We start from the raw sequence: 20,529 nt of genomic DNA, 5'->3' as shown, positions 1-20,529 counted from the left end.
AGGCTTATAAATAAACAAAAACATTTGTGGAGAATGTTATGAATACAGTACAAAAGGGTTTTACCCTCATTGAATTAATGATCGTTGTAGCGATCATCGGTATTTTGGCTGCAATTGCGATTCCAGCATACACTGACTATACAGCGCGTGCTAAAGTAACTGAAGCTGTGGGTGCATTAGCATCTGCGAAAACAAGCGTATCAGAATATTTTACGTCTCAAGGGGTAATGCCTACGAATGCTACACAAGCAGGAATTAATACAGCACCTGCTGGTCAATATGTTAGCGCTGTTGCATATACAAAAACTAGTGATACAGTATCAAAGATTTCTGCAACTCTTGCTAATATTAATAGTGAAGCAAATACCAAAACTATTGTTTTAGAAGGCACTGGTGATACAGCTAAAGGTGTATCATGGGTTTGTAAGGGTGGTACAGCTCCAGGTAAATTCCTTCCTGCTAATTGTCGTGGGACCTAATGTTTAATTTAATTAAACATTTTAAAAATAAAGAGCTATTTATAGCTCTTTATTTTTTGTTATTTATCGCGGGTTTTTCTATAGACAGTTTTAATTTTTATAATGAATTAAGAATTTTTGAAGTTTTTCTATTAATTGGTTTAGGGTTTTATGGTTTAACTCATAAAAAAAAATATTTTTCAAAGTATGAATTTTGTTTTTTTATTTTCATTCTGTTGGGTTTTTTATGTTGGTCAAACTATAGTTATATTCTTTATGAGTTTATTTTATTCTATTTGCTTTATAAGGCTTTTTTTGATTTAAATTACAATGAGTTTCTATCCAAGCTTATAATTTGGCTAAGCTTCTCTATTTTTTTAATGTTTCCCATTGCTGTCGCTGAGTTTTTAGTAAGTGGAGTTTATCAAAATTGGTATCCTATGCCATGGAATATTAGAATATATAATAGTTACTTTTTAGTATTTTCTATTTTTTCTGTTTGGTTCTACTTAAAAGAAGAAAAATTTAAAAATATTTATTTATTTTTTTTATTTTTGGCATTCTTATCTATTCTTTTAGATGGCGGTCGTTCAGCAAATTTAGCGTATAGTATTTTTATTGCATGTATATGCATGTTTAACCGTACAGCACGACTGAAAATATTATTCACTTATATCGCCACATGGTTAACATATTTTTCTATTCTATTTTTTTCAAGCAATTCAGCTTCTGGTGTAAGATCAATTGCTAGAGAGTCAACGAGTGGCCGCTATGAGCTTTGGGTAAGTGCATTTCAGTGCTGGTTACAAAATCCACTCTTTGGATGCGGATTTTATCAATTAGATTTGTATTCAGGTATAATTCCCGCGCATCCACATAATTTATTTATACAGATTCTAACTGAAACAGGGTTAATTGGATTTGGTTTTCTTATTTTAGTCATTTGGAATATTTTAAAAAGAATAAAGTGGAATTTTAAAGAAAATTATTTTGTAATTCCAGCTCTTATAGCAGTAAGTATAGACTTATCTTTTTCAGGTATACATATTTATCCTATTACCCAAATCGCTCTTTTGTGGTTATTCGTTTTTCTGCTGAAGAATCCTGAATTTCAGTATGCTGCTTCTTTTAATCAATCAACACATAAAGGTTCAAAAAAATCCAAAAATTTCGAGCTTATTGTCTATATTTTAATTGCTTTAGCTTTTATTTATTTATTCTTTCATACATCAGCTTTATCTGAAAGTTTACCATCAACTCCACCCCGATTTTGGGAATATGGTTATCGACTATTTTAAAGTAGCAGTGCAGTGGAGGCTTGAATGTCCAAACGTCTAAAATTTTTTCTTAGTCATATTTCTATATCTATTTTTCTTGCATTAGCTGCAATAGTAATGGTCTTTTTTATTTGGTATCCATCACCACTAGCCTCTGCCGTCGGGGTGGCGCATATCTTTTTGATGCTCTTGGTCATCGACGTAATTTTAGGACCATTACTAGGTTTATTAGTCTATAAAGAAGGTAAAAAAACGCTTAAATTTGACCTAAGTGTTATTATATTTATTCAAATTGCGGCTCTATGTTATGGGGTATTTAGTATTGAACAAGGCCGTCCTGTATGGTTAGTATTTAATGTAGACCGTTTTGAACTTGTTCGTAAAAATGACATTGTTTTAGAAAAAATTGATCAGGCTCAGTCGCAATTTCAACATATTCCTTGGTTGAAACCTCAATATGCTGCAACCGAATTTGCTAAAAATATTGAACAGCGTAATGATGAGATGTTTGCAGAAGTATTTAGTGGTATTTCTATTGCGCAGCGACCAGAGCGTTATGCAGAGCTGAGTCAAGCCAAAAACCAAATCCAGAAACGTGCTTTACCGTTAAAAGAGCTTGAACAATACAATCTAAAAACAGAGGTTGAAAGAACTTTGGCTAAATACCCAGATGCCAATGCATGGTTACCACTTAAAGCCAATGCCGTTGATATGGTAGTTTTAATCAATAAAGAAAAAGTAGAAGTGATTAAAATCGTCGACCTTCGCCCTTGGAACTAACTAATTTTTACCTAAAAAACAGATTACCGTTTAATCTGCTTTTTGTTTATCATACGCCCAACTCCACCGCTTGATATTTCCATGAAATTCACGCTCTCCCTCATCGCAGCAATCCTGATCTCTTTAGCATGGCTGATGCCCATTCACTACCGTCCTTGGGTGACCTATACAGGTGAGCTGTATGCCTTTTTTGCACTATTTGCATTAGCTGCAATTTGCTTAAAAGAAAAATTAAGAATTCCTGTAGTTAGTTTGCCATTATTGATACTTGCCTGTGTCCCGCTGATTCAATTTCTTATGGGGCAAGTATTTTTCTTTAGTACCGCCATGATGGGCTTTATTTTTGTCTTTAGTTTTTGGTTGGCAAGTGTGCTGGGTTATCACCTGTCAACAGGAGATTATAATCGGGAAGAAACTTTTACTAATTTGAGTTATGTATTTCTAGCTTCCGGTACAGTCACAGGCATGATCGCACTTTGCCAATGGACAAATCTGGATTCAGTATTGCCGGGGATGGTGAATATCAGTGGTACTCAACGGCCTTATGCTAACTTCGCCCAACCAAATAATATGGCAACTTTTTTAGTCATGGCATTAATGAGTTGTTTTTATCTTTATGAAAAGAAAAAAATCCAGACCAAGTGGCTGTTTGCCTGCGCTGCTGTGATTGTGATGGGAGTGGCTTTAAGCCAGTCACGTACTGCCTGGGTCGCTGCAATCGCCATCATGCTGTATTTAGCTTTCTATCAATACAAAGGCATTATCCGCCTGAAATGGTATTACAGCACCGCTTGGTTCATCTTCTTTATTTCCTGTATTGTGGCTTTTCCATTACTCAGTCAGCTGGCTACACAAGTCATGGATGCCCAAGTGGTACAAAGCCGTGATGTAGTCGCACGTGCAACAGGAGATATGTCGCGTCTGGCAATCTGGCAGCAAATGCTAGCGGCAATTCAGGCACAGCCATGGTTTGGTTATGGCTGGTATCAGACCAGTGTCGCCTTTGTTTCTATTAGGGATACAGTCCAAGGTCCAGTCTGGATCCGGAGTGCGCATAACTTTATTATTGATTTCCTGATCTGGAACGGGGCAGTGATTGGTGTGCCTTTTCTGGCTTATTTCGGCTATCTAAGCTATCAAATGCAGCGTTGGGTCAAGACAACGGAGTCAGTCATTGGCATATTAATGATCGGTGCCTTTGTCACCCATGCCATGTTTGAGTTCCCACAGCATTATGCCTATTTCCTGCTACCAGTTGGTTTTATTATTGGTACAGTATTGTCACAGCGAGCTGATGTAGCTAAACAGCTTGTCATGCCATCATGGTTGATGAAAGTAGCCTTCATTACCGGTATTATTTTAATTGCAGTGATTTACCGGGATTATGATACAGCGGTGCCAAAATTGGGGCAGAGCATCCGTTATGAATTTGAGCCTGAAAAAATAACCAATCAAAAGCCGATCTTATTGCTGACTGAATTTAATCATCGTATTGACTGGATTCGTGTAAATCCCTATACCAAGATGAGTCAAAACGAAATCCATGAATATGAAAAATTAGTGGTGAGTTATCCAACCAAATACAACTTATTAAAATATATTCGTCTGTTGGCTTACAATGGTTATGTCGAGGAAGCCCATCATCAGCTCTGGCGTTTGAATACGATTCAAAAGACTGAACTGAGTTATGAAGATGTCCTTAAAGATATGCCGAAATAATTTGAATCTAATAAAAAGCCATCATTATGATGGCTTTTTTATATCTTTCAGAAATCAAAGCTGACTTTGAATATAGTTTTCAATACTCACACTTTGAATCAGATCAAGCTGAGTAGTGGTCCAGTCCAGATATTCTTCTTCTTTTTCCAGAATTTCCTGAACCAGATCACGCGTCACATAATCCATTTGAGTTTCTGCCAAAGTCACTGCCTGCTGGATGGTTTCAATATTCTCTTTGACTTTGCGCACATCACATTGCAGCACTTCTTGCGTATGCTGACCGATATAGAGTTTGCCTAGGTGTTGCAGGTTTGGCAGACCTTCCAGAAATAAAATTCGCTCAATAATCTTGTCTGCATGCTTCATCTGACGAATCGATTCTTTATATTCGGCAGAACCGAGCTTTTCGATGCCCCAGTCATTAAACATGCGGGAATGCAGAAAATATTGGTTAATTGCAGTAAGGTGGTGATACAACACCTGGTTCAGCTGATTAATTACATCACGATTGCCTTTCATCGTATCACTCCATATAGCCTGTTGCCCCATTTATCGCTATGGGTTTTTGATTAACTTATCTTAAATCAATCGAGCGAGCAATGGCGAGTAATTTATTGAACTGCAAATGAAAATCGCAATCAAAAAGCTTCAGGTGAAATATAAAGCAATAAAAACCCGCCAGAGTCAGAGGCGGGGGAGGAGTAATGATACGAGACCATTGATTTTATAATTATCGTTATCCGCTTTAGGCAGCAACCGCTAGCCGGGCAGCAATCTGGGAAATTTCATCACTGATGATCATACGGGCTTCCGGAGCACAACGGCCACAACACGTGCCTAGGTCAAGCATTTCGCGTACATCGCGATAACTTTCGGCGCCATTTGCAATAGCATCTTTAATGTCTTGATCTGTAATGCCACGGCATAGACAAACGTACATAGGATACAACCACAGTGAATAAATAAGATAAGAGATATTATTGATAATTGTTATCGTTTGTCAATAAAAATCATTTGAAAACGCTTTTTATAGTGATTGATGATTCAGATAAAAAAATACCACCTGATAGGTGGTATCTCTTAATTTTCTATAACTTATTGATTGATAACAACGATGCCATCCATCTCAACTAAAGCACCTTTAGGTAAACTTGCAACACCTAAGGCAGCACGTGCTGGATAAGGTTGAGCAAAGTATTCACCCATAATCTGGTTGACGAGCTGAAAATGAGAGAGGTCAGTTAAGAAGATATTCAGTTTCGCAATATCAGCCAATGAGCCACCTGCTGCTTCACAAACCGCTTTCAGGTTATCAAATACACGGCGAATCTGAGCTTCGATGCCTTCAACCAGTTCCATACTATATGGATCCAGACCAATCTGGCCGGATAAATAAAGTGTATCCCCGACTAGAATTGCTTGTGAATAGGTGCCTATGGCAGCCGGGGCATTTTCAGTATGGATCACTTGGCGGGACATCAATTTCTCCTTTTATCATCAACATACATCATATTAGATCAATTCAACTGACAAAAGCATTATCGTTTTAAATGATTAACTGGCTTTAGATGTTTCAGCAATATTGAGCGACTGTTCTAAGCGAGTAATACGTGGAAAACCAAAATGCATGCGTAAATCACGAATAATCTTGGCAATCTGTTTACGGTTATGCACCACAATATTTACATAAGTTTTGCCATCATAATTACGTACCATTTCTACACCTGTATGGCCTTTACGACATTGATAAATCAGATCGGAAATCTGTTCATCGTCCATGGCCTGATCAATACAGAGATAGGCAGTAAAGCTGACATCATCCAGATCTTCGGTCGTCCATTGTAGAGGCATAATATTTTCAGGATGCATATGTTGTTCCTGCAATAAATTATGACAACGGGCACGATGCACAATTAAGCCACGACGAGTCAGATGACCTTGAATTGGATCACCAAGTACCGGGTTACAGCAATGTGCGTATTTAACATCTACACCTTCTGTACCCTGAATAAGGCGACCTGAACTATTTGTATTTTGATGCTGATCATGTGCGAATAAATGGTTGGCAACCAGTTGCGGTAATAAATCACCTACAGCAATCTGTTCAAATAGTTGTTCTTTAGTCGGGACATGACGCCACTCCAGTACATTTTTCCAGTCAGCTTCGGTCAGATCACGAATAGAACACTGGAAAAGTTTTAAGGCACGGTTAAGAGCCTGTTGACCGACAAGGCGCTGTTCATCAATATCCTGATCACGCAAAATATTCTGAATGGCACGACGGGCTTTTTGGGTATTAATAAAACTGAGCCAGTCCGGGTTTGGGGTTGCAAGAACATCGGTAATGACTTCAACGACCTGACCACTCAATAATGGTGTAGAAAGTGGTTTGGTTTCACCATTAATTTTGGCGCCAATGGCATGGTTACCTAGGAACAGACTAGCGGCATAGGCAAAATCAACTGCAGTCGCACCTTGAGGTAATTCATGCAGATGACCATGAGGGGTATAAACCCAAATTTTTTCCTGGTGCAGATAATCCAGTAATTCGCTGAACGTAGTTTTGGCGCATTCGCCATCAACCAATACGTTTAGATTTTGCATAGATGCCTGAATAGCAGAGCGGCAGGCTTGAGGCGCATTTTCACCAAGTACCACACCAAAGCGCGCAGCTTTACGCATCAGTTCAGTTTGAATAGTCAGCGATAGGGTGGTCTTTTCACCTTTTAAGCGCATGGTTAAAGACTGGTTGCCGCCCGGAAGGGGGCGACGAATATTGTCCTGATAATTTTGAACTGTAAAACTCTCAGTCAGGATATCTGCGAGACGGTCACAGTCGGCAATGCTCTGTAAGATAATTTCAAATGCGTGGCTATGGGTAAGTTCCTGCAGATCAATATCATTTTTTACAAAGTGACGTAATAGCTCGATATTATTGTTTTTCTTTTTAACCCGGCCTTCAATGGCATATTGCTGAAGCAGTTCATTAAGTTTCTGTTCCCATTTGGCCTGATATTCACAACGTTTAGGCTTGGTTTCTAAAAGGGCGGCCTGGACATCATTGTACATATCCAGATCCAGATTCTGATAACAGAGATGTTCTAGATTATCTGCCATTTCATTCATGCCGACCAAGCGTGCCATTGGAACAAAAATTTCAAAGGTTTCTCGGGCAATACGGGCGCGTTTATCAGGGCGTAATGCTTCCAGTGTAGTCATGTTGTGATAGCGATCTGCCAGTTTCACAATAATGACACGTGGATCCTGTAGAGTCGCTTGCAGGATTTTTCGGAAAGAGGCTGCTTTATTATATTCTTTATCGCTAGAATGGCTGAGTTTGGTGACCCCATCAACCAGCTCTGCAACCGTACTGCCAAATTTTTCAGTAATGTCATCTTTATTGAAGTCGGTATCTTCAATGACATCATGCAGCAGCGCTGCCATTAAGGTTTCAGTATCCAGACGCATATGGGCCAGAATACAGCTCACCGCGATAGGGTGCAGAATATAAGGTTCACCACTTTTACGGGTAATGCCATCATGGGCAATATCGGCATAATCACAGGCCGCAAGCACACGTTCGACATCGCTTTCACTTAAGTACGCGTCGATGATGATTTTTAACTGTTGCTTAGCTTCACTGACCTGTGGGCCTGGCATAAAACACCTTTAAAACTGGACTTTTTAACAAATAAAACAGAGAAAGCTCGTATGAAATGTATAACATAAAGTGGGTCAGTTTTTTCATATTAACGAGTGAAAAACTTATACTGACTTTAGAGCTAACCCTTATGTTATAACCGTTCTGTGCAAAATATAAAAGTCACAGAACAAAAAAAGCCTAGTTTAAAACTAGGCTTTTTGGAATGGTTTATTCTTATTGGAAAGAAAAACCATCTAAATTTAGATTATTTGCAGAAAGTGCAAGGTCTAAACTTGAAGTTTGATAATCTTGATCACGTTGTTTCAAAATATCTTTTGATACATGACCTGCAGCGATTTCACGTAAAGCAACTACAGTTGGTTTATCATTGTCCCATTCTACAGTTGGTTCAATGCCTTGACGTGCCAATTGACGCGCGCGTTTGCTTGCCACTAGTACAAGCTCAAAGCGGTTGTCTACATGGTCTAAACAATCTTCAACGGTTACGCGTGCCATAAGAATTCTCGTTTTGAATAGTAAATTTCAACAGACTGCACAGTATAAAATGCTTTGTCTGGAGACTCAAGTTTTAATCACTGTTCGCTTGGAGTAATTAAAGCCTGGATCAGTTTTTCATGGCGGGTCGCTTGCTGGGAAAGGACTAGTCGATTGGCAATAATCACAGATTCAAGATCATGTAATGCCTTATTAAAGTCATCATTGATAATGACATAATCAAAATTGACATACTGCTGCATGTCTTCGACTGCACAGCTAAGACGGTGTTCAATCACTTCAACAGAGTCTGTACCACGATTAGAAAGACGCTGACGCAAATCAAACTGACTTGGTGGAAGAATGAAAATCTGTTTAGATTCAGGAAAAAGTCGACGAACTTGTTGTGCACCTTGCCAGTCAATTTCAAGTAATACATCATGACCTTTAGCAAGTTGTTCTTTTACAGTCGCTTGTGCTGTGCCGTAATAATTACCAAAGACTTCGGCATATTCAATAAAACCACCTTCCTCGACCAGATTTAAAAAGTCTTCTTTAGTCGAGAAATGATAATGTACGCCATCGAGTTCGCCAGGTCGTTGACCGCGTGTCGTATGAGAAACAGAAACATGAAGATTGTTGACGCGTTCAAGTAATGCTTTAACGAGGGATGTTTTGCCCGTTCCAGACGCTGCAGAAACGACAAACAAGAGACCCGACATGATATTTTTCCTGATATGATAAAATATCTTCTCTATTTTAGAGTAGACCGGCTTTAAACTAAATAGTTGTACGTCGATTGTTTTACATTTATTTCAATTGTAGCGCCATAAATTGAGTGAGTATTGAGGATTTCTATGGAAATTGTTTTAGCTAACCCGCGTGGTTTCTGTGCCGGTGTGGATCGTGCCATTGCGATCGTAAACCGTGCCCTAGAATGCTTTAATCCACCAATTTATGTGCGTCATGAAGTGGTGCATAACAAATTTGTCGTAGATGATTTACGTCAACGTGGCGCGATCTTTGTCGATGAGCTAGATGAAGTTCCGGATGACAATATCGTGATTTTTAGTGCACATGGTGTGTCTAAGGCTGTGCAACAGGAAGCCGAACAGCGTGGTTTAAAAGTTTTTGATGCGACCTGTCCATTGGTCACTAAAGTACATATTGAAGTGACTAAATATGCCCGTGAGGGAGTGGAAGCGATTCTAATTGGTCATGAGGGCCACCCAGAAGTTGAAGGCACCATGGGGCAATATGATAAAAATAATGGGGGTGACATTTATCTAGTTGAAGATGAAGAAGATGTCGCTGCTTTAACGGTACGCAATCCTGAGAAAGTCGCTTTTGTAACACAAACAACTTTGTCAATTGATGATACTGCCAAAGTGATTGATGCTCTTCGCCAGAAATTTCCACTGATTCAAGGCCCACGTAAAGACGATATTTGCTACGCCACGCAAAACCGTCAGGATGCAGTGCGCGACTTGGCTGAACGTTGTGATGTGGTTCTAGTAGTAGGTTCTCCAAACTCTTCAAATTCAAACCGTTTGCGCGAACTCGCGGAACGTATGGGTAAAGCGGCCTATCTGGTCGATAATGCAGATGAGCTCAAGCAGGAATGGTTTACTAATATTTCTAAAATTGGGGTAACTGCAGGTGCTTCCGCCCCGGAAATTTTAATTAAGCAGGTGATTCAGCGTTTACAGGATTGGGGTGCACAGGCACCAAAAGAACTGGATGGGCGAGAAGAGAATATTACATTTAGTTTGCCAAAAGAGTTACGTATTCCAGTCACTCAAGCTTAAGATATGACGCACTTATCACCTGATTTATAATTTTAAAAAACAGATAACTAATTTTTGCAGTTATCTGTTTTTTTATGCCATTCATCTCTATTTGTGTGGGATTTGTAAGTTAATTAGATAATATTTTTAATGAGGTAAAGTTTTGTTGCCTTGGGGAATAGTATGCAGAAAAAAAATGGATTCACATTAATTGAGTTGATGGTGGCGATTGCAATTCTAGGGATTATTGCGACAATTGCAGCACCTTCTTTTGGAGATGCTATAAAAAAACAACAGTTAAATAATACTGCTAAAGAACTTGCCTACTTGTTTGGTCAGGCTCGTGCTCAATCTGCTGCACTACGTAAAAAGGTAACTATTAAATTTGCAAATGGTACCAATGATGCGACTACATTTTATTGGACTTCTAAGTACAGTGATATAAGGCTTACAAGTGATACTACAGATGTAGAATTTCAGCCTATAGGTTTAGTTACTAAAAGAAATAAGCAGATTGATAATCCAGATTTTAATCCACTTCTACCCGAAAACGATACTACAAATCCTAAAAAAATCGATAAGGTAGTTCCGCTTATTTTTACCTTATGTAGTACTAAATTAGCTACTTCAAAAGAAATCAGCATCTCGAAAACAGGTGTAATTGAGAAAATTGAAAATAAAGCAGGTGCATGTTGATGATTAAATCACAATATGGAGTAGGGCTAATGGAGGTTCTGGTAGCACTATTCATTTTAGCGATAGGGGTAATAGGATTTTCAATATTACAGCTTCGTGCATTACAGGCAATGACGGAAGCAACTGACCGTACCATGGCAATGACAGTAGCTCGAGACCTAAGTGATCGAATGCGAATTAATCGTCTTGCATTGAATGATTACATCTCGGCAATTAATACGCCAAATGGACAAGCTATTGTGAGCTGTCTAGGAAGTGCAACTTCCTATAAGCCAGATTGTGAGCCAGATAAAATGGCAATATATGATGCTTCTCAGATCCAAGCCAAAGCAAATAGTCTTGGGCAAACTATCATTATGAAAAAGTGTGATGGGAGTAGTCGTACCTGTGTTTATATTGCGTGGGGAAAAACCTCTATTACAAAAGAGGATGTATCAACATGTATGGTAAATGGAGTGTATAAAGCTGATGCACAATGTCTGGTAATGGAGGCGTACTGACATGAAGCACCAATCTGGTTTTACACTTATTGAACTCATGATTTCCATGATCTTGGGCCTACTTATTACAGCAGCTGCTATACAGCTTTATATTACTGCTCAAAAAAATATGGCTATACAGCAAGGTGCAGCTAATTTACAAAATAGTGCTAGTTTTGGTCTGGAATATATGTTGCGTAATATCCGTCTAGCAAACTTGAACTCAGGCAAGCCTATTATGGATCCTTCTATTTTACATGGAGGAATTGTGTTAAATAAGGCTAATCTCAGTACTAATCCTACTTTTCAGATTACAGGTGCTAGTACGAGTAATAATTTGATGACCGCTGGCAGTATTGGCCCTTCAAATTTGCAGGGAGAAAAAAGTGATCAGCTGGTAATTCAATATCGTAATACCATCAACAATAAATATAATTGTGAAGGTGTTGAAATTGCATCAAATGTATATGTTGTAGAGCGCTATTTTTTACGAACAGATAGCCAAGTAAATAATGATCCAAATACTGCTCTGGCTTTAGCTTGTAAAGCTACAAGTTATTCCAATGATAATGATCTCAAGCTTGATAATTTAAATGGAAATGGTGAGATTATTATCCCTCGGGTTGACCATTTGCATGTTTTATTAGGGGTGGCAAGAGATACTATTGATGCCACAAAATCACCCGCGGTTACTGGGCAGGATGGTGTACTTGATCGTTTTGGCTACATTAGTATTCCTAACTACTTAGCTTTAGCAAATAAACCACAAATTGTATCTATTCAATTGGGAATGTTGGTTCGCTCACCTGACAGTGTGGGAAGTAACAGTGCTGTTGATCCAAATAAAAGCTATCAAATTTTTGATATTAATAAACCATTAATCGCTGATAATAAAAATAATTTATATATGAGACAAGTGGTTACCCAAACAATAGCACTGAGAAATGGGTTTGGTATTCAGGAGAACCCTCAATGAAAGCTTTATCTATACAACGAGGAGCTACTTTAATTGTTGTTCTCGTTATGCTCATTTTATTAACTCTGGTAGGGACTTGGGCAATTAAAGGAAGTCTAACTTCTTTAAATATAGCTACGAATACTCAAGCACAGGCTCTGCTTCAACAGGCTTCTGATGCCATATTCTTTAGTTTAGAAAATCAAACGTCTAATGATTTGACTCTAGCCAATATGAGGATTGGGGATGGAATGCTGGCCTATGTACTAAGACCAGAAAATAAAGGTAAAGAGCTCGTATTTTGTATTCGGGGAGGGGATGCTAATAGTCTTGAGGGAAGCCGTAATGCGAGTGTCGTATATTGGGAAGGTGATCAAATTAAAAATACCCAGCTTGGCACTATCGGTTTTTGTAAAATTTCTCGAAAAACAGACTTTATTAGTGGTCGTTCAGCAGTTATGACACGTGTTGGAATCCGTGCTGATAGTTCCGGTTTAGATTGGGAACATATGTTGGAAGGAGATGACGAACAACAGTCAAAAACCCAACAAATCCAGAAAGTAGCAGTAAACGTTATCTCGATTATCCCAAATTTAAGCGAAAGCTCGGTAACAGATATCCAAAATTGTTTATCAAATTATACAAGTTTTTATGACCCTTTAGCAGATAACAAGACTGTAAGACAGTGCTTAACAGAACGTAATGTGCCTTATAGTGATCAAGAAATGCAATATACCTTAAGACCTGTGAAAGGGACATCGTAAAGGAGTGTCAATAATGAAAAATATAAAGAAACAACTGGTTATGACACCGTTTTTCCAAAAAGCGATCTTCTCTCAAATAAAAGTAGCTGGAATATGTGTAGTATTAACTACCTTATTATGCACTGCCTTACCTGTAAGTTATGCAAGTGATATTGAAATTTATAAAGTGCCTGAAGATAGTGTGGGTAGTACGACTTTAATGCTGATGCTCGACTTGTCAGGCAGTATGGGCTGGGGCGAGGGTTATGTTGATAATAGAGGTAGACCCTATACTTCTATGAGTATAGAAAATGATTATGGAGTTTGTGCAGGAACTAATACTGGTATTCAAGTGGATACTAGTACAACCTCTCTTTATAATCGTTATTACTGTGCGGTTACTGCAAGCACGGCTAATGCTAAAGTAAAAGATACAAAAACAGGTTGTGAAAAACAATCAAACGGTAACTATCGTTGTTACGATCGTTTGACCCGTTTAAAAGATGGTTTAAGAGAAATTTTACAGGGCACCCCTACTGTACCTCGGGTGAGTGATAAAATCGTGTTAGGCCTCTCTAGCTTTGCTGGAGATAATGGTTATATCCGTGTGCCTGCACGTCCTTTGAGTGAAGTTATCCGTTCTTACCAAGTAGCAGAAACTTATATCGATCAAGAAGAATATGAGGAAAGAGTTCAAACGGGGACGACGCAAGAAAAATATTATTATGACTTGCCACGGTGGACAAGATATTCGGAAACGCGACTAGAGAATCAAACCTGTATTTTCGGTTTCTGCTGGGGAGGATCTAATGTCAAAAGAACTTATTATCAAACCTGTACTTGGACTAATAGTGCCTGCTCATGGGGAACACGTACCGAAACACGTCCTTCAGGATTTAATGATACTCTTCCTACTACTACCTGTACAGCTGGTAATAATAATGATTGCGTAATTTTTTATGAGAGAAATAAAGAAGGTACACGTGAAGTACCTGTTTATGAAACAGTCATTAAAACTCGTCCAGTAGAAAAAGTCCGTTATGTAACTAAAGAGGTTACTCAACGTGATTTGCTGTTAGAAACGATTAAAGATCTTAAAGCAAGTGGTGGTACACCTACGCCTTATGCGTATTCGGAAGCCGCAGCTTACTTAATGGGACAGGCTACAAGTAATAGTACTTATAGTGGATTTGGTTCATCTGTAGGGGATGCAAAAGATACGAGTAAAACTCGTACTTATTTGGCCCCTCAATCAATTAGCGGCCAAGTTAATAATCCAGAAAAACGAGAATGCAGCGGTCAAGGGATTTATTTCTTGACTGATGGTGAACCGCAGCCTGGTGGTACAGCGATGGGCTGGGATGGTAAAAGCGGCACAGCCTATACTTTAATGTCAACGTCCTTAGGGAATAAAGGAACTCAATTTGATTGCTCTGTAAGTCCTTTGGGAAATCGTAGTGGTTACATGGACTCTAGAAATGGATGGGCATGTGTTGGTAAATATGCACAAGCTTTACTGGATCCTGCAAAAAATCCTGTCGGTTTAAAAATTAAAACTGCTGTTGTAGGGTTTGGTAGCGATTTTAGCGGAGATAGCAATCCTGATGTGCAAGACGCTAAAGATTGGGGGATACTAGGTGGCGGTGGCTGGAAAGCTGGTACTAACTCTAAAGATATTTCAGATAGTATTAATAAATTCGTTGAAGAATTGAATAAAGATATTCCATCTATGAGTACCGGATCATCAACGATTCCATTAGATGATTTGAATCCTGCAATTGTACAACCTTATTCTTATTTCCCTCAGTTCGAGCCAAAAGTGAATCCGGTAGACCGACAGCAGATCTGGTTTGGTAATTTGAAAAAGTTCCATGTAGTAAATAATGGAGTTTATGCAAGTAAAACGCCTAGCGATTTAACTGTAGTGGTGAAAAAAAGTAAATTGCAAGATTTAGCTGATATCTGGGCCAAAGCTGGGATGAGTTATCCAGAAAATGCACCAATATTTAAAAAAGGCGGAGCTTTAAGTCAGCTTCCTTTAGGGCTTGGGACTAATACAACGGGTAATTCAGTAACTGCGAGAACTCTCTTAACTGACTATAGTTATGATGGAACTAAACCTGTAGCTGAGCAAGTTTCTCGTAATTTAGATCTAGTCAAAATTGATCATACTTATACAACTAATGCGAAGACTAAAACAGATGGTACTTATTCAAGAGCTTTAATGAGCTTGCTCGGTTTCAATATTCCAAGTGATATTTCTACAACTGATCTCGATCTTTCTACCTATTCGGCTACAGTAAGACAAATGGGAAGCATTCTGCATTCTAAACCTATCCTGATTACTCAGCAGGGTAAAGCAGTAGCGGAGAAAGACAACAATACAGGTAAAATCAGTATTGGTAGTACAAATCGTGAAGATTATGTGCTATTCGGGACAACTCAAGGTTTGATCCATATTGTAAATGCAGAGACTGGGGTAGAAAAATTTTCTTTTGTTCCTAAAGAAATTATTGAAGGTCAGTCAGAAACTTTCAAAAATGAAGGAGGAAATCTGGCGGGAGGGAAAGATGCTCTTTATTATGGTATGGATGGCGAATGGACTGCTCACACAATCTATGTCAGTAAAAGTGATGGGACTCTAACTGTAAAAGGAACTTCTCGTACTGACTTGGATGGTAAAACTGAGGACCTGAGCGGTAAGCAATGGGTATATGGCGGAATGAGAATGGGTGGACGTAGTTATTACGCCCTAGATCTAACCGATATTAATAGTCCAAAAATTAAATTTCATATTGATCCAAGTACAGGCAAGGTATATTCACAAAAAACTCCTGCCGGTAAATCCTATAGTGCATTAAGTAAAATGGGTCAAAGCTGGTCTAAACCTAGTCTGGGTTATATTAACTGGCAAGGTAAGCGCAGACTCGTAATGATTGTTGGTGGGGGATATGATGCAGGAGGAGCGGATGGAGATGGTTTAAAAACCCAAGGCGTACGTACAGGTTACGCAGGTTATGAAAGCTATAACTATAAGCAAGACAATAAAATCGGTGCTGGTGTCTATATCTTTGATGCTGATACAGGTGATTTATTATGGAATGCAGATTCAAGTACAAATGAGAACTTAAAATATAGCGTTGTAAGTCAGATTCGTACAGTAGACCGAAATAATGATGGAGTTATTGATCATCTATATTTTGGTGATCTTGCGGGACAGGCCTTTAGAGTGGATTTTAAGAATGATGGCGCTACAACATTTACTGCTCAAGCCACCAGAATTTTAAATCTGAACCAAGCTGATGGCACTAGCCCACGTTTCTATACTATGCCTGCATTTACAGCTCATTATAGTGCAGGTAGTAGTGCAATTTATGGTGGGAATATTGTGGTCGCTACCTTTGTTTCTGGAAATCAAAGTTCTCCATTGGTAGGTACGACAGATTCAGCACAAAAGAAAGACCCTTTAGGGCTGCAATATGATGCCGCATATGGTATCTATGATTATGATATTTATCCAAGTAATGCTGAAGGGCGTTATCCAACTTCAAAAATGCAGGCAAAAACTTTAGCTGCTAGCTCTGCAACAACTCCAGTTCCTACGCAGCTAAGGTATGTAAATAATGCCACATCTACAACAACCATAGATAAAAATAATGGATGGGGTGGCTGGTACTATGTATTTAATAAGAAGTTTGATAATAGTGACGCTGCTGCAAATATTATTAAAGGTCTAACTACTCCAATCGCATTAGAAGGTAGCTTATATGTTACTCAATATGATGCGTCTAATAATGGTACAACTTCAAGTTGTGGTGCTGGGGTAAAAGGACATAGTTTTACACAACGTTTATGTCTGCCAACCGGGGTATGTAAACAAGATGCTAATTATACTTATAACTTGGGCTCAGGAATTGTAACTCCTAATGTAGGTAGTGCAGATGGTGATCCTAACAAACGCAGTCTAGTCGTACCTGATCCAAATGATGTTTGCTCAGGGCCTAATTGCAGCCCATGTAAGGGTACAGCATGTGGAACAGTGGGTGGGAAATTCTTGGAAACAGGGGGTTCCTTACGTTTTATTCCAAATCGTTGGTATGAAAAATATGCACAATAAGAAGTGGACCCTGCGTATACCACAACAAGGATTTACATTAATTGAATTAATGGTGGTAGTGGTAATTGTGGCGATTCTTGCCACAATTGCTATTCCGAGTTATCAGGCTTATGCTCGAAGAGCAATCGCTAGTCAGGCACAACAGGAAGTGCAAAAGCTAGCAGAGCAGTTAGAGCGCCATAAAGGTAAAAATTTTAGTTATCTGGGTTTTGAGCCTAGTTATTTATATAAAGATAATAATGGAAATCTTATTGGTTATAATACAAGTAACGCACAATTAAACCTGCCATTAAATAGTTCAGGAACCGCAGTTAAATATATTGTTTCTGTTCGAGATGGTACAGATGCTACTAAACTTCTAACTAATACTACCGCTTTAGGACAAAGATGGGCTATTAAAGCAGAAAGCCAAGACCCTAATAATTTTACTTTTCTCATGACTAGTACAGGAATTCAGTGTAAGAATATGACCAAGGCCAATGTGTCTTATACAGGATGCGGCACAGGAGGTATGAACACATGGTGAGAAAGCAGTCAGGATTTACTCTTATTGAACTCATGTTAGTGGTAGCTGTTATCGCTATTCTTGCAGCAGTAGCTTTTCCTTCTTATCAGGAGCAGGTAAGAAAATCAAAGCGTACTGAGGTACAGGCCGAGTTAATTGACATAGCGAGTAGATTGCAACAATACAAGTCAACTAATTTTAACTATAAGATTAATGCAACAACTGCGATTGATTTAACTAAGCTAGGCTTTTCTTCAGCTACTCCTTTATCTCAAAATGGTTTATATACACTTAATTTAAGTTTTAACCCAGCAGCAACAAGCTGGGTGCTAAGTGCTGTACCTTCACCCACAGGAAATCAGAAAAATGATGGGGTAAGTTGTTTAGATGATACTGGTCAACGTTACTGGTCAAAAGTAACAGCGACTGCCAGTGCCTGTGGCAGTGCTTTAGCAGCAAATTCAAATTGGGACGGTCGCTAATTCAAAATTGTAGCCAACCAGTTTTTGATCTTTCATTCAGGGTAAACTTCGCGTAAAATATTGCCCTCTATGAAAGGGGTTTGAAGTGTTCCGGTGGTCGGTACATGAATAATCCGTAAAAACTATAAGGTTCTATCATGGTTGTTATTCGTCTTGCACGCGGTGGTGCTAAAAAACGTCCGTTCTATCAAATCATTGTGACTGATAGCCGTAATGCACGTGACGGTCGTTTCATCGAACGTATTGGTTTCTTCAACCCTACAGCTCAAGGTAAAGCAGAAAAACTTCGTTTAGATGCTGACCGTTTTGCTCATTGGGTTTCTCAAGGTGCTCAACCTTCTGATCGTGTTGCTTCTTTAGCTGCTCAAGCTAAGAAAGCTGCAGTTGCTGCATAATTTTTATATAAATTAGGTAGTAGCTTGCCCATGACACCAATACAGAATGTTCCCGAAGATCGTATTCAGATTGGACAGTTGCGTTCAGCATATGGATTAAATGGGTGGCTCTGGGTCTATTCCAATACAGAACCTATGAGCAACATATTTGACTACCTTCCTTGGTACATTGAGATCAAAGCAGGATGGCAAATTGTCGATGTAAAACGTTGGAAACCACATGGCAAAGGTCTGGTTGTTTCGTTGAAGGGTGTGAGTGATCGCACCGCAGCAGACGGTCTGGTTGGTGCTAATGTCTGGATCTCTAAATCGCAACTGCCTCAACCAGGCGTGGACGAGTATTACTGGTCTGATTTGAAAGGTCTAACTGTGTTAGGTCTGGATGAAGAAGAACAGGAAGTGAATCTCGGTCAAATCCATGAAATGTTTGAAACAGGTGCCAATGACGTGATGGTAGTTCGCGCTACTGCTGATAGCGTTGATGGCGAAGAGCGGATGATTCCATGGCATAAAGATGTGGTACAGCGAGTTGATCTCGAAGCTGGTCGTATCTACGTAAATTGGGGCGTAGATTATTAATCCTTAACAGGATTAACGCAGCAGGAAAATGAGGAGTCTGCGGTGTTCTTTGCAGTCATTACGCTTTTTCCTGAAATGTTTGAAGCGATTACAGCCTACGGTATTAGCGGGCGCGCAGCACAACGTGATTTGATGCAAATTCATTGTATTAATCCACGCGAATTTGCTGAAGGGAACTACAAACGGGTGGATGAACGTCCATTTGGGGGGGGGCCCGGTATGGTGATGATGGCTGAGCCATTAGCGAAAGCAATTCACCGTGCCAAAGAGCTTGCAGCGCAAGCGGGTGCAGTTCATGTTCCTGTGGTATATATGTCACCGCAAGGAAAAACCTTAAATGAACCTGCGGTACAGGACTTCGTTAAATATGACGGACTGATTGTACTGTGTGGTCGTTATGAAGGTGTCGATGAACGTTTGATCCAGAAATATGTTGATCAGGAATGGTCGATTGGAGATTACGTATTATCGGGTGGCGAGCTCCCTGCGATGGTGTTATTGGACAGTATTATCCGGAGACTTCCGGGTGCAATGTCAGATGAACAATCACACGTGCAAGACTCATTTGTGGATGGTCTGTTAGATTGCCCACAATATACCAAGCCAGACCATTTTGAAGGTATGGATGTACCGGACATCTTGAAATCGGGACATCATGCCAATATTGAGAAATGGCGGTTTTTGCAGCGATATCAGCGCACTTTGGAACGCCGACCTGAGTTGGTAGAAAAAGTTGAACTGACCAAGCAGCAAAAGAAATGGCTAAAAGATGAGCGAGGGTGAGTAAAGCATTGCTTTACCCGAGCGCAAGGCGAGAAGCTATGCTTCGAGCAAACTAAACTACTTAATGTAAATTAAGTACTTAAATAGGCTCTTTATGCATTGAAGCGGTCAAGCATAAAGGGAAAGTCAATCGGGTCTATGCGATTCAGCCTCTATACCCAGCGATAATCAGACCTCTTCTGACTCGCACATATTGGAGATACCCCATGAGCGGTAAGCATCCTTTAGTACAAGCTGTTGAAAATGCTCAGCTTAAACAAGACATCCCAGCTTTTGCACCAGGTGACACAGTAGTTGTCCAAGTGAAAGTAAAAGAAGGCGACCGTGAACGTCTACAGGCGTTTGAAGGCGTTGTAATTGCTAAGAAAAACCGTGGTTTGAACTCTGCGTTTACAGTACGTAAAATTTCTAGCGGTGTTGGCGTTGAGCGTGTATTCCAAACTCACTCTCCAATCGTTGCTAAGATTGAAGTTAAACGTCGTGGTGACGTTCGTCGTGCTAAACTTTACTACCTACGTGAACTTTCTGGTAAAGCTGCACGTATTCGTGAAAAGTTGCCAGCTCGTAAACAAGGTTAATTTTAGCCTTGCTTTAAAGCAAAAAAATGCGCCTCTGGGCGCATTTTTTTATGCTCGC

General features: G+C 39.4%; 22 protein-coding genes. 16 read left to right on the top strand and 6 right to left on the bottom strand.

The annotated features are described in order from the left end of the window. Positions 1 to 38 precede the first annotated feature (38 nt). The 4 genes from RJ01_RS00640 (at position 39) to RJ01_RS00625 (ending at position 4,234) form a co-directional block, all read left to right on the top strand. Entirely contained in the window at positions 39 to 479 is a 441-nt protein-coding gene (locus RJ01_RS00640; protein ID WP_034169719.1) for a pilin, read from the top strand. Beyond that, positions 479 to 1,756: an O-antigen ligase gene (locus tag RJ01_RS00635; RefSeq protein ID WP_034169718.1), complete on the top strand. Its 1,278-nt coding sequence runs from the start codon at positions 479 to 481 to the stop codon at positions 1,754 to 1,756. The genes RJ01_RS00640 and RJ01_RS00635 overlap by 1 nt, the downstream gene beginning before the upstream one ends. A 24-nt stretch (positions 1,757 to 1,780) precedes the next feature. Further along, positions 1,781 to 2,515, top strand: coding sequence for a TfpX/TfpZ family type IV pilin accessory protein (gene tfpZ, locus RJ01_RS00630; RefSeq protein WP_034169717.1), 735 nt, complete (start codon positions 1,781 to 1,783; stop codon positions 2,513 to 2,515). An 81-nt stretch (positions 2,516 to 2,596) separates the two neighbouring features. Next, on the top strand, positions 2,597 to 4,234 hold the full coding sequence (locus tag RJ01_RS00625) for a PglL family O-oligosaccharyltransferase (RefSeq protein WP_034169716.1): 1,638 nt from the start codon (positions 2,597 to 2,599) through the stop codon (positions 4,232 to 4,234). Between the two features lie 54 nt (positions 4,235 to 4,288). Here the strand turns inward: RJ01_RS00625 and bfr are convergent, their stop codons facing one another. The 6 genes from bfr to gmk form a co-directional block, all read right to left on the bottom strand. Beyond that, positions 4,289 to 4,753, bottom strand: a complete 465-nt coding sequence (gene bfr / locus RJ01_RS00620; RefSeq protein WP_034169715.1) for a bacterioferritin — start codon at positions 4,751 to 4,753, stop codon at positions 4,289 to 4,291. A 226-nt stretch (positions 4,754 to 4,979) separates the two neighbouring features. Further along, positions 4,980 to 5,174, bottom strand: coding sequence for a bacterioferritin-associated ferredoxin (locus tag RJ01_RS00615; protein ID WP_004787097.1), 195 nt, complete (start codon positions 5,172 to 5,174; stop codon positions 4,980 to 4,982). Positions 5,175 to 5,329: 155 nt separating this feature from the next. After that, a complete protein-coding gene (locus tag RJ01_RS00610) occupies positions 5,330 to 5,713 on the bottom strand; it encodes a RidA family protein (RefSeq protein WP_005233608.1) in 384 nt (127 codons plus the stop codon). Between the two features lie 75 nt (positions 5,714 to 5,788). Continuing rightward, positions 5,789 to 7,894 carry a bifunctional (p)ppGpp synthetase/guanosine-3',5'-bis(diphosphate) 3'-pyrophosphohydrolase gene (locus RJ01_RS00605; RefSeq protein WP_034169714.1) on the bottom strand — a complete coding sequence of 702 codons (2,106 nt, stop codon included), beginning with the start codon at positions 7,892 to 7,894 and terminating at the stop codon, positions 5,789 to 5,791. Between the two features lie 217 nt (positions 7,895 to 8,111). After that, the gene (gene rpoZ / locus RJ01_RS00600; RefSeq protein WP_004650579.1) at positions 8,112 to 8,393 is read right to left on the bottom strand and encodes a DNA-directed RNA polymerase subunit omega; all 282 of its coding nucleotides are present in this window, start codon (positions 8,391 to 8,393) and stop codon (positions 8,112 to 8,114) included. A gap of 77 nt (positions 8,394 to 8,470) precedes the next feature. Then, on the bottom strand, positions 8,471 to 9,094 hold the full coding sequence (gmk, locus tag RJ01_RS00595) for a guanylate kinase (RefSeq protein ID WP_004787090.1): 624 nt from the start codon (positions 9,092 to 9,094) through the stop codon (positions 8,471 to 8,473). Between the two features lie 135 nt (positions 9,095 to 9,229). Between gmk and ispH the strand changes: the two genes are divergently transcribed. From ispH to rplS, 12 genes are all read left to right on the top strand, one after another. Continuing rightward, positions 9,230 to 10,180 carry a 4-hydroxy-3-methylbut-2-enyl diphosphate reductase gene (ispH, locus tag RJ01_RS00590; protein ID WP_034169713.1) on the top strand — a complete coding sequence of 317 codons (951 nt, stop codon included), beginning with the start codon at positions 9,230 to 9,232 and terminating at the stop codon, positions 10,178 to 10,180. Positions 10,181 to 10,342: 162 nt separating this feature from the next. After that, positions 10,343 to 10,855, top strand: coding sequence for a Tfp pilus assembly protein FimT/FimU (locus tag RJ01_RS00585; protein ID WP_034169712.1), 513 nt, complete (start codon positions 10,343 to 10,345; stop codon positions 10,853 to 10,855). Further along, the gene (gene pilV, locus RJ01_RS00580; RefSeq protein WP_034169711.1) at positions 10,855 to 11,355 is read left to right on the top strand and encodes a type IV pilus modification protein PilV; all 501 of its coding nucleotides are present in this window, start codon (positions 10,855 to 10,857) and stop codon (positions 11,353 to 11,355) included. The genes RJ01_RS00585 and pilV overlap by 1 nt, the downstream gene beginning before the upstream one ends. A 1-nt stretch (position 11,356) precedes the next feature. Next, on the top strand, positions 11,357 to 12,310 hold the full coding sequence (locus RJ01_RS00575; protein WP_034169710.1) for a PilW family protein: 954 nt from the start codon (positions 11,357 to 11,359) through the stop codon (positions 12,308 to 12,310). Continuing rightward, complete coding sequence (locus tag RJ01_RS00570) at positions 12,307 to 13,053, top strand: PilX N-terminal domain-containing pilus assembly protein (RefSeq protein WP_034169709.1); 747 nt, start codon at positions 12,307 to 12,309, stop codon at positions 13,051 to 13,053. Before RJ01_RS00575 ends, RJ01_RS00570 begins: the two co-directional genes overlap by 4 nt. Positions 13,054 to 13,066: 13 nt before the next feature. Beyond that, on the top strand, positions 13,067 to 17,149 hold the full coding sequence (locus RJ01_RS00565) for a PilC/PilY family type IV pilus protein (protein WP_034169708.1): 4,083 nt from the start codon (positions 13,067 to 13,069) through the stop codon (positions 17,147 to 17,149). Further along, positions 17,130 to 17,675, top strand: a complete 546-nt coding sequence (locus tag RJ01_RS00560; protein WP_005233625.1) for a type IV pilin protein — start codon at positions 17,130 to 17,132, stop codon at positions 17,673 to 17,675. Before RJ01_RS00565 ends, RJ01_RS00560 begins: the two co-directional genes overlap by 20 nt. Beyond that, positions 17,669 to 18,136 carry a type IV pilin protein gene (locus tag RJ01_RS00555; protein ID WP_034169707.1) on the top strand — a complete coding sequence of 156 codons (468 nt, stop codon included), beginning with the start codon at positions 17,669 to 17,671 and terminating at the stop codon, positions 18,134 to 18,136. Before RJ01_RS00560 ends, RJ01_RS00555 begins: the two co-directional genes overlap by 7 nt. A gap of 137 nt (positions 18,137 to 18,273) precedes the next feature. Next, positions 18,274 to 18,531, top strand: a complete 258-nt coding sequence (rpsP, locus tag RJ01_RS00550; RefSeq protein ID WP_004281198.1) for a 30S ribosomal protein S16 — start codon at positions 18,274 to 18,276, stop codon at positions 18,529 to 18,531. 30 nt (positions 18,532 to 18,561) lie between these two features. Further along, complete coding sequence (rimM, locus tag RJ01_RS00545) at positions 18,562 to 19,110, top strand: ribosome maturation factor RimM (protein ID WP_034169706.1); 549 nt, start codon at positions 18,562 to 18,564, stop codon at positions 19,108 to 19,110. Between the two features lie 42 nt (positions 19,111 to 19,152). Next, positions 19,153 to 19,893, top strand: coding sequence for a tRNA (guanosine(37)-N1)-methyltransferase TrmD (gene trmD, locus RJ01_RS00540; protein ID WP_034169705.1), 741 nt, complete (start codon positions 19,153 to 19,155; stop codon positions 19,891 to 19,893). Positions 19,894 to 20,099: 206 nt separating this feature from the next. After that, the gene (rplS, locus tag RJ01_RS00535) at positions 20,100 to 20,471 is read left to right on the top strand and encodes a 50S ribosomal protein L19 (RefSeq protein ID WP_004787066.1); all 372 of its coding nucleotides are present in this window, start codon (positions 20,100 to 20,102) and stop codon (positions 20,469 to 20,471) included. Positions 20,472 to 20,529: the final 58 nt, after the last annotated feature.

Source organism: Acinetobacter sp. YZS-X1-1 (assembly GCF_000804305.1).
GTDB lineage: Bacteria > Pseudomonadota > Gammaproteobacteria > Pseudomonadales > Moraxellaceae > Acinetobacter > Acinetobacter variabilis.
Note: the sequence above shows the minus strand (reverse complement) of the source record. Positions and strands in the feature narration are given on the sequence as shown.

What these genes read in the sequence shown, in the direction of transcription:
- RJ01_RS00555 (WP_034169707.1), top strand. Translation starts at nt 17,669, where the DNA reads ATGGTGAGAAAGCAGTCAGGATTTACTCTTATTGAACTCATGTTAGTG.
- ispH (WP_034169713.1), top strand. Translation starts at nt 9,230, where the DNA reads ATGGAAATTGTTTTAGCTAACCCGCGTGGTTTCTGTGCCGGTGTGGAT.
- RJ01_RS00615 (WP_004787097.1), bottom strand. Translation starts at nt 5,174, where the DNA reads ATGTACGTTTGTCTATGCCGTGGCATTACAGATCAAGACATTAAAGAT.
- rpsP (WP_004281198.1), top strand. Translation starts at nt 18,274, where the DNA reads ATGGTTGTTATTCGTCTTGCACGCGGTGGTGCTAAAAAACGTCCGTTC.
- pilV (WP_034169711.1), top strand. Translation starts at nt 10,855, where the DNA reads ATGATTAAATCACAATATGGAGTAGGGCTAATGGAGGTTCTGGTAGCA.
- RJ01_RS00585 (WP_034169712.1), top strand. Translation starts at nt 10,343, where the DNA reads ATGCAGAAAAAAAATGGATTCACATTAATTGAGTTGATGGTGGCGATT.
- RJ01_RS00575 (WP_034169710.1), top strand. Translation starts at nt 11,357, where the DNA reads ATGAAGCACCAATCTGGTTTTACACTTATTGAACTCATGATTTCCATG.
- gmk (WP_004787090.1), bottom strand. Translation starts at nt 9,094, where the DNA reads ATGTCGGGTCTCTTGTTTGTCGTTTCTGCAGCGTCTGGAACGGGCAAA.
- RJ01_RS00640 (WP_034169719.1), top strand. Translation starts at nt 39, where the DNA reads ATGAATACAGTACAAAAGGGTTTTACCCTCATTGAATTAATGATCGTT.
- RJ01_RS00635 (WP_034169718.1), top strand. Translation starts at nt 479, where the DNA reads ATGTTTAATTTAATTAAACATTTTAAAAATAAAGAGCTATTTATAGCT.
- tfpZ (WP_034169717.1), top strand. Translation starts at nt 1,781, where the DNA reads ATGTCCAAACGTCTAAAATTTTTTCTTAGTCATATTTCTATATCTATT.
- RJ01_RS00560 (WP_005233625.1), top strand. Translation starts at nt 17,130, where the DNA reads ATGAAAAATATGCACAATAAGAAGTGGACCCTGCGTATACCACAACAA.
- rimM (WP_034169706.1), top strand. Translation starts at nt 18,562, where the DNA reads ATGACACCAATACAGAATGTTCCCGAAGATCGTATTCAGATTGGACAG.
- RJ01_RS00610 (WP_005233608.1), bottom strand. Translation starts at nt 5,713, where the DNA reads ATGTCCCGCCAAGTGATCCATACTGAAAATGCCCCGGCTGCCATAGGC.
- RJ01_RS00605 (WP_034169714.1), bottom strand. Translation starts at nt 7,894, where the DNA reads ATGCCAGGCCCACAGGTCAGTGAAGCTAAGCAACAGTTAAAAATCATC.
- rplS (WP_004787066.1), top strand. Translation starts at nt 20,100, where the DNA reads ATGAGCGGTAAGCATCCTTTAGTACAAGCTGTTGAAAATGCTCAGCTT.
- RJ01_RS00565 (WP_034169708.1), top strand. Translation starts at nt 13,067, where the DNA reads ATGAAAAATATAAAGAAACAACTGGTTATGACACCGTTTTTCCAAAAA.
- RJ01_RS00570 (WP_034169709.1), top strand. Translation starts at nt 12,307, where the DNA reads ATGAAAGCTTTATCTATACAACGAGGAGCTACTTTAATTGTTGTTCTC.
- RJ01_RS00625 (WP_034169716.1), top strand. Translation starts at nt 2,597, where the DNA reads ATGAAATTCACGCTCTCCCTCATCGCAGCAATCCTGATCTCTTTAGCA.
- bfr (WP_034169715.1), bottom strand. Translation starts at nt 4,753, where the DNA reads ATGAAAGGCAATCGTGATGTAATTAATCAGCTGAACCAGGTGTTGTAT.
- rpoZ (WP_004650579.1), bottom strand. Translation starts at nt 8,393, where the DNA reads ATGGCACGCGTAACCGTTGAAGATTGTTTAGACCATGTAGACAACCGC.